We start from the raw sequence: 15483 nt of genomic DNA on the forward strand, positions 1-15483 counted from the left end.
GCGCCGCGTCAGCCGCCGCGCATGAAAAAAGCCCGTCCGGCGTGACGCGCGGACGGGCTTTCGGAGTTCAAGCGCGGCAGATTACTGCATCCAGAGACGCATCGAATCCCAGGCGCGTCCAAAAATGCTCGCTTCCTGCACTTCTTCCAGCGCCACCACCGGCAGCACCAGCAGCGGCTTGCCGTCGACGGTCATCTTGAGGGTGCCGACCTGGCCGTTCAGCGCCAGCGGCGCGACCAGCGGGTCGCGGCGTTCCAGCACCGGTTTCAGCTTGCCCGCCACGCCTTTCGGCACGGTCACCAGGATGTCGCGCGTGAAGCCGATCTTGACGGTCGATTGCGCGCCCTTCCAGATCGACGGGGTCTGGATCGCCTGGCCTTTCGAGTACAGCTTGACGGTGTCGAAGTTCTGGAAGCCCCAGTTCAGCAGCTTCTGGCTTTCCTGCGTGCGCACGTCGGTCGAGCTGGTGCCCAGCACCACCGAGATCAGGCGGCGTTCGCCGGTGCTGCCGTTTGGACGGCGCGCCGAGGTGATCATGCTGTAGCCCGAGGAGGTGGTGTGGCCGGTCTTCATGCCGTCCACGGTCGGGTCCAGCCACAGCAGGCGGTTGCGGTTCTGCTGGGTGATCTTGTTATAGGTGAACTGCTTGATCGAGTCGATCTTGTACAGGTCCGGGAAGTCGCGGATCACGTGGGCGGCCAGCTGCGCCAGGTCGGCCGCGGTCGAGTAGTTGTTCGCGTCCGGCAGGCCGTGCGGGTTGGCGAAGCGGGTACCCTTCAGGCCCATGCGCTGCGCCTCGCGGTTCATCAGGGTGACGAAGGTGGCTTCGTCGCCCGCCACCGCTTCGGCGATGGCGACCGCGGCGTCATTGCCCGACTGGATCATCAGGCCATGCAGCAGGTCGCTGATCGAGACCGGCACGCGCGGATCGATGAACATCTTCGAGCTGCTGGAGTCGACTTTCCAGGCACGCTCGGACACGTTCACCATCTGGTCCATGGTGATGCGTTTGTCGCGGATCGCGGCAAAGGCGACGTAGGCCGTCATGACCTTGGTCAGCGATGCCGGTTCGATGCGCATATTCTGTTCTTGCGAGGCGATGACCTGGCCGCTCGTCGCGTCGAGCAGCAACCACGATTTGGCGGCGATGGCGGGCGCGGGCACGGTTTGCGCACTGGCCGAGACCATCACCAGGCTGGCGGCGAAGGCCGCTAACAGTTTTTTCATGGGGAGTATTTCGTCATTAAAGTAGGGCGGTGGTAAAGCGCAAGGCAATGTCCCAAAGGAAGCATTGCCTCAAGAGAAGGGAATTATTATAGGGGACTGTGACGACTAAATGTCACGTCGCCACAGTTGAATCACGAGATTTTTAATGTGGCCGAGCTTGCGATGGAAGAAGTGGTCGGCGCCTGTAATGACGGTGACAGGCAGGTCGAGCGGTCGGGCCCAGTCAAAAACTTCCTTCAGGGTAATAGTGTCGTCCAGTTCGCCGTGGATCAGGATGGTGTCCTGCGGCACCTCCGGCATCGGCCATTTGCCGGCCGCCGTGCCCACCAGCACCAGGCGCTCGGCCGGGCGCCCCTCGGCCGCCAGGCGCAACGCGAACTGCGCCTGCACGAAGGTGCCGAACGAGAAACCGGTCAGCGTGATCGGCAGGTCCGGATATTTCTCGCGCATGTGGGCGTACATGACGGCCATGTCGTCGACTTCGCCGCGGCCTTCGTCATGCACGCCTTCGGATTCGCCGACGCCACGGAAATTGAAGCGCGCCGCCGCATAGCCGAGCGTCACGAAGGTGCGCGCCAGCGTTTGGGCAACCTTGTTTTCCATGGTGCCTCCATACAGCGGATGCGGGTGCGCCACCAGGGCGACGCCGCGCGGCGCGCCTTCCGGCAGGTCGAGCAGGCATTGCATCTTGCCGGCGGGGCCGTCGAGTTCGAATTTGTGCGAATGGATGTTCATAAAGCGTCTTTAGCGATCAGATCTTGAGGCGGTCGACGACCTTGCCGCCGACCAGGTGGGTGTCGATGATGTCGTCGATGTCATCGGTGTCGATGTAGGTGTACCAGGTGCCTTCGGGGTAGACCACGAGCACCGGGCCTTCCTCGCAGCGGTCGAGGCAGCCGGACTGGTTGATGCGCACCTTGCCCTGGCCGCTCAGTTCCAGTTCCTTGATGCGTTTCTTGGCATGCTTCTGGGCTTTTTCGGAACCGCACTTGCCGCAGCTCGGGCGCGCGTCCTTGCCCTCGCGGATGTTCATGCAGAAAAATACATGATGCTTGTAAAACTGTTCGGTCGATTGATCGTTCATGTCGTTCTCGCTGGAAAGAGTAGCGCGGCCATGGGCCAAAGCGCCATGATACGCGGTCTTATTGACGATTGAGTTTATGCGAGGGCAGCAGCAAGAACCACAGGGCAACGAAGGGCCAGGCCAGCGCCAGCCCCTGGGCCGCGCCATTAAAGTTGAGGAACTTGCCTTGCACCCAGCCCTGCAGGGTGGACGAGAAATACGGGTTCACCGGGATCGTGTTGACCACCACCAGCGCCAGGATCAGGGTCACGACCGCCAGCCGGCGCTGCGCCACCTGCGGCGCGAACACCAGGCCGGACAGCATGATCAGGCCGATCAGGAAGCCGCCTTCGGCGCCCGGCGTGACCCAGACCAGGGCGTTATCGGGACGGAACAGCAGCGAACTGGCGAAGGCCTTCACCACCAGGGCGCTCGCCAGCAGGGCCAGCATGAGCCAGAAGCGTGGGGCGCCGCGGCGCACCAGGCACATCAGGGTGAGGGCGGCGCCGGTCATGCCGCAGGCGGTGATGATGGTCTCGGACAGCCAGTACTGTTCCACGCTCATGGTGTCGCCGCCGGGACGCAGCAGGGCCACCAAGTCGATCTCGGTATCGAACCAGGACGACATCCAGCCGGACAGGATCGGCAGCACCTGGCCGTGGCCGAACAGGTAGCTCTGCGGATAGATCTGGGCCAGCGGCCACATGGCCACCAGCACCAGGCCCTGGCTGGCGTGCGGCGCGAACCAGCGCTGGCGCAGCTTGAACAGGCGGCTGCGGTCGAGCAGGCCGGGAGCCCACAGCGCGCCGAGGATGGCGCCGATAAAGCAGCCGCCGGCATTGGTGACGAAGTCGAGGTTCGACGGCACGCGGCTGGGCAGGTAGGTCTGCACCGCCTCCATCGTGCCGGTGGTGAGCAGCCCGGCGAGCGTGGCCAGCAGCACCGCCCACACGCCGCGCACGCGCGGATACATCGACAGCACCAGCAGCATGCCGAACGGGATGTAGCCGACGATGTTGACGCCGGCGTCGAAGCCGGTCCAGTAGCGCTGCTTGACCAGGTTCAGGAAGGCCAGCGGCGAGATGCCGCTGTCGCGCCAGCCGGTGAACGGGAACCAGCTGGCGTAGACGATCAGGAGCAGATAGGCCAGCAGCGCGGCGCGCACGATGGGCGAGCCGCGCGAGCGGCCGGCGGCGACATCTGCCGGGACTTCCGCTTCGGTCATTTGCCTTGCAGGTTCAGGGTGGCCAGCCAGCCGCCGATGTCGTCCGCCAGCTGGTCGGTGCTGGCCGCCAGCGCCGCCGCGCCGCCGGCCGCGTCCTGGCTCGATGCCGGCGTGCTGCGCTCGAAGCTGCGCTGGTCGACCAGGCGGTGTTCGGTAAATACCGAGGCGCGCAGCATGATCCTGCCTTCGCTCCGGTCCGCGCTCGCGAACGCATGCACGAAGTCGTCGAGCTCGATGCGCAGGATCGGCACGCCGGTCGCGGCGTCGGTGGCCGACAGCACCTTCATGTGCGCCTGCGACAGGCGCGTCTTGATGCGGGTGGTGACCAGGTTCACCGGCGTGGCGCTCCAGCGGCTGGTGGCATAGGTGCGCGCCTGCTGGGCATCGGCATAGTTCAGGCGGTAGAACATGCGCTCGGTGTCGAGGCCGCCGGGGCCGGTGACGTCCATGACCACGATGGCGAGCGGCGAAGCGGGCGGCGTGGCCGGGGTGAACGACCGCAGCGACGGCGCGCCGAAGTCGTAGACGGTATTCGACGTGCGCTCCTTGCTGGCGCAGCCGGCCAGGAACAGGGAGCAGGCAAGGACGACGACTGCGGGGATGCGCAAGGATTGACGATTCACGGTGGTCCTCATTTGGTCGGTGGCACGAAGCCCGGCTCGCCGGGGCCGGGCGCGTCGCCCGGGGTGCCGAACAGGATGCTTTGCGGGCGATCGGAGAACGAGTTGGCGGTGCGCCGCACCGCGCGCAGCGAGGCGCGCGCCTCGTCGGTCATCTGCACCACGTGCGGCAGGGTCTCCAGTTCCAGGTGGCTGGTGGCGGCGCCCAGCGCGCCGATGGTGGTGTTCAGGCGCTCGATCGGGCCGTCCGGCGCTTGCAGGCGGGTCGCCAGCTGGTCGTAGTTGCGCGTCATCGAAGTGGCGCTGTTGGCCAGGGTGTCGACCGAATCCATGCTGCGGTTGACCTTGTTCACCAGGCCGGGCAACTGGTCGAGCACCGGATCGAGGCGTTGCGGAATGGCGGCATAGGCGTCGGCGGCGCGCTCGACGCTCTCGAAGGCGCCGACCATCTTGGCGCGGTTTTCGTCGTTGAGCAGTTCGTCGAGGCTGGCGGTTACTTTCTCGGCCTTCTCGAGGATCGCCAGGCCGCGGTCTTCCAGCTGGTCGAGCAGGCCAGGGCGCAGCGGGATGCGGGCAATGCGATCCCCTCCCGTCTGCAGGCGCGGCGAACCGGTGCGTTCGTCGTCGAGCTGGATGAAGGCGATGCCCGTGACGCCCTGGTAGCCGAGGGTGGCGAAGGTGGTGCTGGTGATCGGCGAGGCGGCGTCCACCGACAGCTTGATCAGGATCTGGCCGGTGACGCGCGGGTCGAACACGATCTCGTCGACGCGGCCGACTTCCAGGCCGCGGTAGCGCACCGTGGCTTGCGGGTTCAGGCCGGGGATCGACTGGGTGGTGACGATCTCGTAGGGCACCAGCTCGGTCTTGTCGCGGTTGAACCAGAGGCCGATCAGGACGGTCGCCACCAGCAGCGCGATCGTGAAGATGCCGGTCATCAGGGCATGTGACCTGTTTTCCATAACTATCGATTCTCCGATTCATGCTGGGCGTGGCGCTCGTCGAGCACTTCCAGCGCCCGCTGGCCGCGCGGGCCCAGGAAAAAGTGTTTGATGAAGGGATGCTCGACCTGCAGCACGTCGCACGACGGTCCCACCGCCAGCACGTGCTTCTCGGCCAGCACCGCGATGCGCGAGGACAGCGCGAACAGGGTGTCCAGGTCGTGCGTGACCATCACCACCGTGAGCTTCAGTTCGCGGTGCAGGGTCTGGATCAGGGTGACGAAGGCGTCCGACAGGTCGGGGTCGAGCCCTGCCGTCGGTTCGTCCAGGAACAGCAGCTGCGGCTCGAGGGCCAGCGCGCGCGCCAGCGCGGCGCGCTTGACCATCCCGCCCGACAGGTCGGCCGGCATCTTGTTGGCGTGCTCGGGCCCCAGGCCCACCATATTCATCTTGAGCAGCACGGCGTCGCGGATCACGTCTTCGGGCAGGGAGCGCAGCTCGCGCATCGGCAGGGCGATGTTGTCGAACACGCTCAGCGCCGAGTACAGCGCCCCCTGCTGGAACAGCATGCCCCAGTGGTTGCGCATGCGCTGCAGCTGCCCGGGCGAGGCCGCGCTGATGTCCTCGCCGAACACGCGCACGCTGCCCTGCGATGGCCGCTCGAGGCCCAGCATCTGGCGCAGCAGCACGGTCTTGCCGGTGCCCGAGCCGCCAACGATGGTGAGGATCTCGCCGCTGTAGATCTCGAGGTTCAGGTCCTGGTGCACCACCGTGCGCCCGAAACGCGTCCACAGGTTGCGGATCTGGACCACCGGCGCGCCGACTTCCTCGTCGGGGCGCAGGTTCAGTTCCTGGCGGCGGTGTTTGCTGGTGCCCGGCATCAGAAGCCCGTCCCGTTGAAGATGATGGCGTACACCGCGTCGGCCAGGATCACCACCGTGATCGCGGTGACCACCGAGGTGGTGGTGCCGCGGCCGAGGCTCTCGGTGTTGGGCTTGATGCGCAGGCCGAAGTGGCACGAGATCAGGGCGATCAGCACGCCGAAGGTCGCGCCCTTGAGCAGGCCGATGGTGTAGTTCACGAACGGCACCGCGTCCGGCAGCTTTTGCAGGAAGTAGCGGAACGACATGCCCATCTCGATCTTGGCCGAGACCATGCCGCCCAGCAGGGCCATGGCGTCGGTCCAGACCACCAGCAGCGGCATCGAGATCGCCAGCGCGATCACTTTGGGCATGATCAGGCGGTAGCCGTGCGAGACGCCCATCACCAGCATGGCGTCGAGTTCCTCGGTCACCCGCATCACGCCCAGCTGGGCGGTGATCGAGGAGCCGGAACGGCCGGCGACAAGGATCGCGGCCAGCAGCGGGCCCAGTTCGCGGATCACCGCCATGCCGAGGATGTTGACCAGGTAGGCGTCGCCGCCGAACATGCGCAGCTGTTGCGACGACAGGTAGGACAGCACGATCCCGATCAGGAAGCCCACCATGGCCGTGATGCCCAGCGCCTGAAAGCCGGAGTGATAGATATTGGCCGAGATCTCGCGCCACGGTCCGGCCTGGGGACGACGCAGGAAGCGGCCCAGGTCCTGGATCACGATCCCGATCAGGCCGATGAAGCTGCGCAGGTGCTCGAAGAAGTTCAGGATGCCGGCGCCCAGCTTGACCACCCAATGGAAGGGGCTCGTCCGGTGGCGCGGCAGCTTGATGTGGCTGGCCTCCTCGATGCGGCGGAACAGGTCTTCCTGGCGCGGGTCGAGCTTGAGGCGCTTGGGACGCGCCTTGTTCCAGGTATTCCAGAACATCTGGGCGCCGATGTGGTCGAGGCTTTCGATGCCGGACAGGTCCCATTCGCAGGCTCCCTTGTCCTTCAGGCCGGCCAGCTGGCGCGTGATGCCCTTGAGGACGCCGCGCTGCGACAGGCCATGGACTTGCCAGACTCCCTCGGCAATGACGGATTGGCCGGCCCCCTGGCCGGACTGTTGAATGGTTAATGTTGGCGCATTTTCAATCCGCATTGCGCCAGTGTAAAAGAGAATCGTTTGTGTTGCCAGCCACGATACGGTTGCGTGTCAGGCCGCCAGATGGCGCACCTGGCGCGCCGGCGCGACCGCTTTCGGCGCTGCATCCTGTTTCACTGGACGCATCGGCGCATCGACCTTGCCGGCATAGTCGCTGGCCAGCAGCGCAGCCGCCTCGCTGGCATCCATGCCGCACCTCTGCAGCCACTGGGCCACCAGCTTGGCCAGGCGGTCCAGCGCGATGCGGTGGGTGGCGTCGGTATTCGCATAGACCCAGTCCGAGAAGGCCATGAAGTTGTCGAACGGCGCTTCTCCCAGCAGCACCGGGATGGTGTTGGCGAAGCGGCCCGAGTTGGCCACCAGGTCCCAGTAGCGGGCAAAGCGCACCAGGCGCTGCATGGTGGCGAAGTCGATCCTGTTCGTCGCCAGCACCGTGTAGGGCGGGTAGGGATCGTAGACCATGCCGAATTCCTGGGTATGGCGGATGATCGGCGTGCCGCGCAGGCGCTTGAGGATGCCGAACTGGATCTCTTCGGCGCCCAGGCTCACCAGGTGGTCGAAGCCGCGCGCGAAGCTGGCCACGTCCTCGCCCGGCAGGCCGGCGATCAGGTCCACGTGCAGGTGGGCGGTGGAGTGCTGGGTCAGCCAGCGGATGTTCTCGGCCGCCTTCTCGTTGTTCTGGCGGCGGCTGACCAGGCCTTGCACCTCGGGGTTGAAGCTCTGGATGCCGATCTCGAACTGCAGCGCGCCGGCCGGGAATTTGGCGATCGTTTCCTTGAGCGCTTCCGGCAGGTGGTCGGGCACCAGCTCGAAGTGGGCGTAGACCGGGTCGTCCGGGTTGGCCTCGATTTTGTCGAGGAAGAACTGCATGATGCGCAGGCTGGTCTTGACGTTCAGGTTGAAGGTGCGGTCGACGAACTTGAACAGGCGGGCGCCTTTCTGGTACATCGCCTCCATCTCGGCCAGGAAGGCATCCAGGGGGAAGGGCCAGGCCGTCTTGTCCAGCGAGGACAGGCAGAATTCGCATTTGAACGGGCAGCCGCGCGAAGCTTCCACGTACAGGGTGCGGTGGGCGATGTCCTCCTCACTATATAAAGAGTAGGGCAGGGCGATCTCTCCCATCGGCGGCTGCACGCCTGCATGCACCTTCATGATCGGCTTGGGGCCTTCCAGGATCTCGCGGCACAGCTTGGGGAAGGTGACGTCGCCCCAGCCGGTGACGACGTAGTCGGCCAGCTTGACGATCTCTTGCTCGCCTGTCTCGTGCGAGACTTCCGGGCCGCCCAGGATGATGGTCACGTTCGGCGCCACGCGCTTGAGCATGGCCACCAGGCGGGTGGTCTCTTCCACGTTCCAGATATAGACGCCGAAGCCGACGATGCGCGGCGTGTGCGCCAGGATGCGCTCGACCAGGTCGGTGGTCTTGGCGCCGATGACGAATTCCTGGACTTGGGTCTGCTCTTGCAGCGGGCCCATATTGGCCAGCAGGTACCGCAGGCCGAGCGAGGCGTGCGTGTAGCGGGCGTTGAGGGTCGAGAGCAGGATCGTCATGGCGGGAAAGAGAAGGTGGCGGCGCAAGGCGGTATTTTACTGCGCCGGATAAGGCTTTCGACCTGTATATGCAGTGCGAATTGCTTGTGATAAAGATTACTGTCTACAATCGACCACTCTTTCTTACTCGAATGCCATCATGCTTCTTACGAATATCGAAACCATCCCCGGCAAGAACATTACGGTTTGCCACGGCGTCGTCTCCGGCAGTTCGGTGCGCTCCAAGCACGTCGGGCGGGACATCATGGCGGGCCTGAAGAATATGGTTGGCGGCGAGCTGCGCGGCTATACCGAGCTGCTGGAAGAGTCGCGCGAGCAGGCCACGGAGCGCATGAAGGCGCAGGCGCAGCAGATGGGCGCGAATGCGATCGTCAATGTGCGCTTCTCGACCTCGTCGGTGGCGGCCGGCGCCGCCGAGATCTATGTCTACGGCACCGCAGTGACGGTCGCGTAATGGAAATCCTTTTTCTGATCGCCTTCTGGACGGTGCCCGTCGTGCTGGGCTACGTCTTCGGAAGGATGGCCGAGCGCCGGCATTACCGCTCCATCGTCGAGCGCGAAAAAGCGTTCGTGCACCTGCCTGCCACCTCGCTGCGCACCCTGGTGGGCACGGCGCCGGTCGCGCGCAGCGAGCTGGTCACGGGCAGCGTGGTCATCTCGGTCGACCATTTCAAGAAAGCGGCCTCGGCCTTGCGCTCGATCGTGGGTGGATCGGTCAAGTCTTATGAGTCCTTGCTCGACCGGGCCAAGCGCGAAGCGCTGCTGCGCCTGAAGGAAAGCTGCCCCGGCGCCGATGAGATCGTCAACGTCCGTCTGGAAACGATGCCGCTGGCCGGCAGCCAGCCGCGTCAGGTGACCGGCGTCGAGGTGCTGGCCTACGGCACCGCCATCTATTATGTGGAGGGGTTCGCGCCCGCATGAAATACCAGGCTTCGCTGCCCGAGCATAACGACAATGTCTCGCACGAACATCCACTGAAGGATTTTGTGCTGATCCTGGCCGGCCTGTCGGCGGTGATTTTCGCTGCTTACCTGGCGCTGGGGTGGCTGGTCGACGTGGTCGTCGAGCGCATGAACCCGGAGACCGAGGCCAGGCTGACGCAGCTGGTGGCCTGGACACCGCCGCGCGCCGAGGCCGCACTGCAAGGGCGTGAGGCGTGGGCGCAGGCCCTGGTGGATGGCCTGAAGACGTGCGCCGGGGTGAACGCGCCGGTGACGGTGCGGGTCAGCCGCTCGGCGTCACCGAATGCGATGGTCGCGCCTGGCGGGCTGGTCATCGTGCATTCGGCACTGTTCGACAGCGTGCGTTCCGAGAATGGCATGGCATTCGTGCTGGCCCATGAACTGTCTCACCTCGCGCACCGCGATCACTTGCGCGCGCTAGGGCGGCGGCTGGTGCTGGTGACGGCCGCTGCCTTGCTGACGGGTGATGGCTCCGGGACCGCCGGCGTGCTGCTGCCGGCCCAGCACCTGGGGGAATCCCGCTATTCGCGCGGGCGCGAGGCCGCGGCCGACGGGAAGGCGCTCGACATCTTGCAGTGCCGTTACGGACATGCCGGCGGCGCCACCGAATTCTTCGAGACCCTGCGCAAGGAGGACGATGTGACGGCGTTCACGCACTACCTGGCGTCGCATCCATCGATGGGGGCGCGCATCGACGCGTTGCGGGAAGCGATCCGCCAGACGGGGATGAAGACAGGCGATGTGCGTCCCTTGCCGCGCTTTTGATCGTTTCGGCGATAACGCTGGCACTTGGCGGATTTGCCTGATAGAATGCACGCCGGAATTCAGGAAGCCTGTTGCCCAGTAGAGGAACAGTTTTCCAGCAAGTTATGCCTGATGACCATAGCAAGTCGGTACCACCCCTTCCCATCCCGAACAGGACCGTGAAACGACATTGCGACGATGATAGTGCTGCAACCAGTGTGAAAGTAGTTTATCGTCAGGCTATTCAATAGAGAGAAAGCCCACCGGATGACCGGTGGGCTTTTTTGCTTTCTGGCCGGCCGAAATGGTGCTGTTGCGTAAAACTCATCTATTTTGAGAAGTTGTGCGTAAGTGATGGTGTGTGGGCACTAGTTTAGGACTAAAGTTGTTGCGTCTTTTGCCCTTCGTTCCGCCATCCTCCAATATGCGGCCGTTGCCGCAGAAAGCACCTTCATGAAGCCTCCTGTCCCCACGATCCGGTTTCTTCTTGCCTCGATGCTCGTGCTGGCGCTTGGCGCCTGCAGCAGCGACGACGATCCGGCACCGCCATCGCAGCCGCCTTCCGAGCCTGCCGCCCGCGTCCAGGTCGAGCTCGCACGCACGACGCATGGCGTGCCGCACGTGCGCGCCGATAATTTCCATGGCCTTGGCTATGGGCTGGCGTATGCCTATGCCCAGGACAATCTCTGCATGTTCGCCGACTCCCTGCTGACCGTGCGTGGCGAGCGCTCGCTGTTCTTCGGCGCCGATGCGCGACCGCGCCAGCGCACGGGCGACGAGTATGGCGGCGGCAGCGGTTTCATGGACTTGAACAATGAAGAGAGCGACTTCTTCTTCAAGGGCTACCTCGATATCGAGCAACTGCGCGCCGGCTATGCGGCGGGGCCGCGCGAGCCGCGCGATCTGCTCGAGGGTTTTGTCGAGGGCTATAACCGCTACCTGAAGGATGCCGGCGGCAAGCTGCCGGCCGCCTGCGCCGACGCCAAATGGGTGCGGCCGATGACGCTCGACGATATGGTTCTGGTGGTGGCGGAGAAGGCGCTGCACGCCTCGGGCCAGGCTTTCGCCAGGGATTTCGTCGCGGCCGGGCGGGTTCCCGGGGCGAGCGTGAGCCTGGCCAAAAGGGCGCCGCGCAAGATCGACGCCTCGTCGCTGGTGGCGCAGCTGGATCAGCTCAACAAGCAAGGTTTCGGCAGCAATGCGCTGGCGGTGGGCAAGGACTTGTCCGCCAACGGGCGGGGGCTGTTGCTGGGTAATCCGCACTATCCCTGGACCACGACCGACCGCTTCTACCAGGCTCACCTGACCGTGCCGGGGCGCTATGATGCGATGGGCGTGATCATCGGCGGCATCCCGGCCGTCGTGATCGGCTTCAATCGCGACCTGGCGTGGAGCCACACGGTGACGTTCGCCTATCACTTCACCACCTTCCGGCTGGCGCTGGACTCCGCCGACGCCAGCGGCACCACGTATTTATATGACGGCGAGCGGCGCAGGATGACGTCGAAGACGGTCCACGTCGATGCGCTGCTGCCGGACGGCTTGGTCGGCCGGCGCAGCAAGACCTTTTATTTCAGCCACCAGGGCGCCGTGATCAGCCGGCCGGCGGCGGGCATGACGTGGACGGCGGAGGCGGCCTATGTGCTGGCCGACCCGAACCGCAGCAACACGCGCCTGCTCGAGCAATGGCTGGGCATCGGTACCGCCGGCAACGTGCGCGCGCTCAAGGACTCGCTGGACAAGGTGGTGGGTCTGCCGTGGGTGAATACGGTCGCGGCCGACCGCGAGGGCAATACGCTGTACGCGGACGCCAGCGTCGTGCCGCACATGAACGCCGACAAATTCGCCAACGGTTGCCTGTTGCTGCAGGCGGCACTGCTGTTCGACGGGTCGCGCAGCAGCTGCGGCTGGGGACAGGATCCGGGTGCGCCGCCCGGCATCTATTCTCCGGCCACTGCGCCGTGGATGATGCGCACCGACTATGTGGGCAATTCGAACGACAGTTATTGGCTGACCAATCCGAAGGCCTTGCTGACCGGGCCCGCGCCGCTGGGCTACTCGCCGCTGTATGGGCGGATCAATGTGGAGCAGGGCCTGCGCACGCGGATCGGTTTCCGCCAGGTCGAGGATGTGCTGGCCCGGCGCAGCAAACTGAGCCTGGGCGACATGCAGGCGCTGGCGTTCTCGAACCGCGTGTATGCGGCCGAGCTCGTGTTGCCGGAATTGCTGCCGGCCTGCGCGGCGTCGGACGATGCGCTGGTGAGGCGGGCTTGCGTGGCGCTGCAGGGCTGGGATCGCCGCGCCGATCTCGATAGCCGTGGGGCGGTGCTGTTCCGCGAATTCTGGGGCGCGGCAGCGGCGATTGCGAACAAATGGGCGGTGCCTTTCGATCCGGCCGATCCGGTGAATACGCCGTCTGGGGTGGCGCCGGCGGCCATGCCGGCGATGCTGACGGCGCTCAAAGGCGCGGCGGACAAGCTGCAGTCGCTCGGCGTGCCGTTCGACGGCCGGCTGGGCGACTATCAGGTCGAGCCGCGCAACGGCGTGCGCATTCCTCTACATGGCGGCAATGGCAATCAGGAAGGAACTTACGGCTCGCTGACCATGCGCAGCGGATTGACGGCGCAGGGCTATGTCGGCGCACACTGGGGGCAGAGCTATATCCAGACCGTCACGTTCGACGAGCAGGGGCCGGTGGCCCAGGCCATGCTGACCTATGGCCAGTCGACCGACCCCAGGTCACCCTGGTATGCCGACCAGACCATGGCGTATTCGCGCAAGGAGTGGCCCAGCCTTCCCTTCACGCCAGAGAAGATCCGGGCCGATCCGCATTACACGACGCTCACGCTGCGGGAGTAGCGATCGCGTCAAGCTGAGCAAGCACGTCCTGCGGCAGGCTGAGCTTGGCTGCTGCCAGGTTTTCGCGCAGATGAACAGGCGACGAGGTGCCCGGGATCAGCAGAATGTTCGGCGAGCGCTGCAGCAGCCAGGCGATCGCCACCTGCATGGGTGTCGCACCGAGTTGCGCGGCGACGGCGGACAGGGCGTCCGACTGCAGGGGCGAAAAGCCGCCGAGCGGGAAGAACGGCACATAAGGAATTCCCTGGCGCGCCAGCGCATCGATCATGGCGTCGTCAGTGCGATGGACCAGGTTATACATATTCTGGACGCAGGCGATGGGCATGATGCGCTGCGCCTCCTCGAGCTGGCGCGGCGTCACATTACTCAGGCCGATGTGCCGGATCAGGCCGCGCTGGTGCAGCTCGGCGAGCGTGGCGAGTTGAGGCTCGAGCGAGCCTTCGGCCGGCTTGTAGGGGTCGAACATGGCGCGCAGATTGACGACTTCCAGGGTATCCAGTCCCAGGTTGCGCAGGTTGTCGTGCACGGCCTGCTCCAGTTCGGGCGCCGAGAAGGCGGGCAGCCAGCTGCCATCGGCGCCCCGTCGCGCGCTGACCTTGGTGACGATGACGAGCTCGTCGCGGTAGGGGTGGAGTGCTTCGCGTATCAACTGGTTGGTGACGTGGGGGCCGTAGAAATCCGAGGTGTCGATGTGGTTGACGCCAAGCTCCAGCGCCTCGCGCAGTACCGCACGCGCGACGGCCGCATCCTTGGGCGGGCCGAAGGCGTTCGGCCCCGCCAGTTGCATGGCGCCATAGCCGAGGCGGCGGACCGTGCGGTTGCCGAGTGTATGGGTGCCGGCTTGATCGATCGTGGTGGACATGGTGTCGCTCCTTGTTTTGAGTTGGTGCAATCAAGATAAGTCGCACCGATCTGTGTGACAATCGGGTGAAATCAACACGGGCTGTACGAAAAAGCGAACAATGAAAATTGAACTAGGAGATCTGTCGGCCTTTGTCGCCGTTGCGCGCGCCGGCGGCTTCCGGGAAGCGGCACGCGCAACCGATGGCAGCGCTTCCGGCTTGAGCGAAGCGGTCCGGCGCCTCGAAGCGCGTCTGGGCGTGCGCCTGCTGAACCGGACGACGCGCAGCGTGGCGCCGACCGAGGCCGGCAGCAGCCTGCTGACGCGCCTGGATCCGGTGTGGAGCGAAATCGACAGCGCCCTGGACGTGGTCAATGGTTTTCGCGATACGCCCACCGGCACCTTGCGGCTGAATGTCTCGATGAGTGCGGCGCGCCTGGTACTGCCGGCCATCGTGCCGGCGTTTCTTGCCAAATATCCGGAGATCCGCCTGGAGGTGGTGGCCGAGGAGAGCTTCGTCGACGTGCTCGCGGCTGGCTGCGACGCCGGCATCCGCTACGAGGAGCGGCTGGAGCAGGACATGATCGCCGTGCCGATCGGCCCGCGCACGCAGCGGATGGCGGCCGCGGCCTCTCCCGCCTGGCTGGCCCGCCATGGGGCGCCCGGGCATCCACGCGAGCTGGCGCCCGGCGCATGCATTCGGGCGCGCTTTGCCAGTGGCGCGATGATCGACTGGATGTTCGAGCGCGCCGGCGAGACGGTGACCATCGAGCCGAATGGGCAGTTGCTGGTGCAGGTGGGCGGGGCGCTGGACCTGGCGATCGATTCCGCGGTGCAGGGTTTGGGCGTGATCTATCTGTTCGAGGATTGGTTGAAGCCGTATGTCGAGCGTGGGGAGCTGGAGCCAGTGCTGCAGCCGTGGTGGCCGCAGTTCTCTGGACCTTATCTGTACTACTCGGGCCGGCGGCTGGTGCCGGCGCCGCTACGGGCCTTCGTCGACTTCATCCGCAACGACGCGGTTTCGTCACAAAACTGAAAAATTAGGTGTTGACGAAGCTCAGCAGGACGAGCATAATCTCATTCCTCTGCTGCTGACGAACAAAACGATTCGGAGCAACAGCAGATGAAGCAGTAACCGAATTCTGATCTTTAAAAATTAACAGTCGATAAGTGTGGGCGTTTGATGAAGGTGCCAGCTGACTTGTTCAGCTGCATACTTAAAATATCAAATGTTCGCACAAAGTATTAAACGTTGCTTCAGCAATGAAGTGACGGTCAGTATTTTGAGTGAGCGACTTCGCTAGCAATAGCGAATGACTCGAAAGAGTCAACAAACAGAGATTGAACTGAAGAGTTTGATCCTGGCTCAGATTGAACGCTGGCGGCATGCTTTACACATGCAAGTCGAACGGTAACAGGGAGCTTGCTCCGCTGAC

At 64.7% G+C, this 15483-nt stretch carries 15 protein-coding genes and 2 rRNA genes; 7 read left to right on the forward strand and 10 right to left on the reverse strand.

The window, feature by feature from the left end; translation table 11 throughout:
* Positions 1-81 precede the first annotated feature (81 nt).
* The 9 genes from J3U95_RS15680 to J3U95_RS15720 form a co-directional block, all read right to left on the reverse strand.
* On the reverse strand, positions 82-1227 hold the full coding sequence (locus J3U95_RS15680; RefSeq protein WP_208279524.1) for a D-alanyl-D-alanine carboxypeptidase family protein: 1146 nt from the start codon (positions 1225-1227) through the stop codon (positions 82-84).
* A 105-nt stretch (positions 1228-1332) separates the two neighbouring features.
* Positions 1333-1962, reverse strand: coding sequence for an alpha/beta hydrolase (locus J3U95_RS15685; protein ID WP_208279526.1), 630 nt, complete (start codon positions 1960-1962; stop codon positions 1333-1335).
* A gap of 16 nt (positions 1963-1978) precedes the next feature.
* Positions 1979-2311 (reverse strand): (2Fe-2S) ferredoxin domain-containing protein, encoded by a 333-nt coding sequence (locus tag J3U95_RS15690; RefSeq protein ID WP_208279528.1) that lies wholly within the window; start codon positions 2309-2311, stop codon positions 1979-1981.
* A gap of 58 nt (positions 2312-2369) precedes the next feature.
* The gene (locus J3U95_RS15695) at positions 2370-3515 is read right to left on the reverse strand and encodes a VanZ family protein (protein WP_208279530.1); all 1146 of its coding nucleotides are present in this window, start codon (positions 3513-3515) and stop codon (positions 2370-2372) included.
* Positions 3512-4138 (reverse strand): ABC-type transport auxiliary lipoprotein family protein, encoded by a 627-nt coding sequence (locus tag J3U95_RS15700; protein ID WP_370662076.1) that lies wholly within the window; start codon positions 4136-4138, stop codon positions 3512-3514. Before J3U95_RS15700 ends, J3U95_RS15695 begins: the two co-directional genes overlap by 4 nt.
* An 8-nt stretch (positions 4139-4146) precedes the next feature.
* A complete protein-coding gene (locus J3U95_RS15705) occupies positions 4147-5094 on the reverse strand; it encodes an MlaD family protein (protein WP_208279534.1) in 948 nt (315 codons plus the stop codon).
* Positions 5095-5096: 2 nt separating this feature from the next.
* Positions 5097-5954: an ABC transporter ATP-binding protein gene (locus J3U95_RS15710; RefSeq protein ID WP_208279536.1), complete on the reverse strand. Its 858-nt coding sequence runs from the start codon at positions 5952-5954 to the stop codon at positions 5097-5099.
* On the reverse strand, positions 5954-7087 hold the full coding sequence (locus J3U95_RS15715) for an MlaE family ABC transporter permease (RefSeq protein ID WP_208279538.1): 1134 nt from the start codon (positions 7085-7087) through the stop codon (positions 5954-5956). Before J3U95_RS15715 ends, J3U95_RS15710 begins: the two co-directional genes overlap by 1 nt.
* A gap of 54 nt (positions 7088-7141) precedes the next feature.
* On the reverse strand, positions 7142-8641 hold the full coding sequence (locus tag J3U95_RS15720; RefSeq protein WP_208279540.1) for a B12-binding domain-containing radical SAM protein: 1500 nt from the start codon (positions 8639-8641) through the stop codon (positions 7142-7144).
* Between the two features lie 139 nt (positions 8642-8780).
* On the opposite strand from J3U95_RS15720, the gene J3U95_RS15725 reads away from it, so the two are divergent.
* The 5 genes from J3U95_RS15725 to J3U95_RS15745 all read left to right on the forward strand — a co-directional run bounded on the left by J3U95_RS15725 (position 8781) and on the right by J3U95_RS15745 (position 13206).
* Entirely contained in the window at positions 8781-9095 is a 315-nt protein-coding gene (locus J3U95_RS15725) for a YbjQ family protein (protein WP_208279542.1), read from the forward strand.
* Complete coding sequence (locus J3U95_RS15730; protein ID WP_208279544.1) at positions 9095-9562, forward strand: YbjQ family protein; 468 nt, start codon at positions 9095-9097, stop codon at positions 9560-9562. The genes J3U95_RS15725 and J3U95_RS15730 overlap by 1 nt, the downstream gene beginning before the upstream one ends.
* The gene (locus tag J3U95_RS15735) at positions 9559-10368 is read left to right on the forward strand and encodes a M48 family metallopeptidase (protein ID WP_208279545.1); all 810 of its coding nucleotides are present in this window, start codon (positions 9559-9561) and stop codon (positions 10366-10368) included. Before J3U95_RS15730 ends, J3U95_RS15735 begins: the two co-directional genes overlap by 4 nt.
* 107 nt (positions 10369-10475) lie before the next feature.
* Positions 10476-10588, forward strand: a 5S ribosomal RNA gene (gene rrf / locus J3U95_RS15740).
* A 212-nt stretch (positions 10589-10800) separates the two neighbouring features.
* Positions 10801-13206, forward strand: coding sequence for a penicillin acylase family protein (locus tag J3U95_RS15745; protein ID WP_229519869.1), 2406 nt, complete (start codon positions 10801-10803; stop codon positions 13204-13206).
* On the opposite strand, the gene J3U95_RS15750 is transcribed toward J3U95_RS15745, so the two are convergent.
* On the reverse strand, positions 13190-14068 hold the full coding sequence (locus J3U95_RS15750; RefSeq protein WP_208279547.1) for an aldo/keto reductase family oxidoreductase: 879 nt from the start codon (positions 14066-14068) through the stop codon (positions 13190-13192). The two genes, J3U95_RS15745 and J3U95_RS15750, sit on opposite strands and share 17 nt — an antisense overlap.
* Before the next feature lie 100 nt (positions 14069-14168).
* On the opposite strand from J3U95_RS15750, the gene J3U95_RS15755 reads away from it, so the two are divergent.
* Both J3U95_RS15755 and J3U95_RS15760 read left to right on the forward strand, forming a co-directional pair.
* The gene (locus tag J3U95_RS15755; RefSeq protein WP_208279549.1) at positions 14169-15083 is read left to right on the forward strand and encodes a LysR substrate-binding domain-containing protein; all 915 of its coding nucleotides are present in this window, start codon (positions 14169-14171) and stop codon (positions 15081-15083) included.
* A 307-nt stretch (positions 15084-15390) separates the two neighbouring features.
* Positions 15391-15483 (forward strand): 16S ribosomal RNA (locus J3U95_RS15760); the annotation flags it as partial.

The organism is Massilia oculi (assembly GCF_017582745.1).
In the GTDB taxonomy this organism is placed as follows: Bacteria; Pseudomonadota; Gammaproteobacteria; order Burkholderiales; family Burkholderiaceae_D; genus Telluria; species Telluria oculi_A.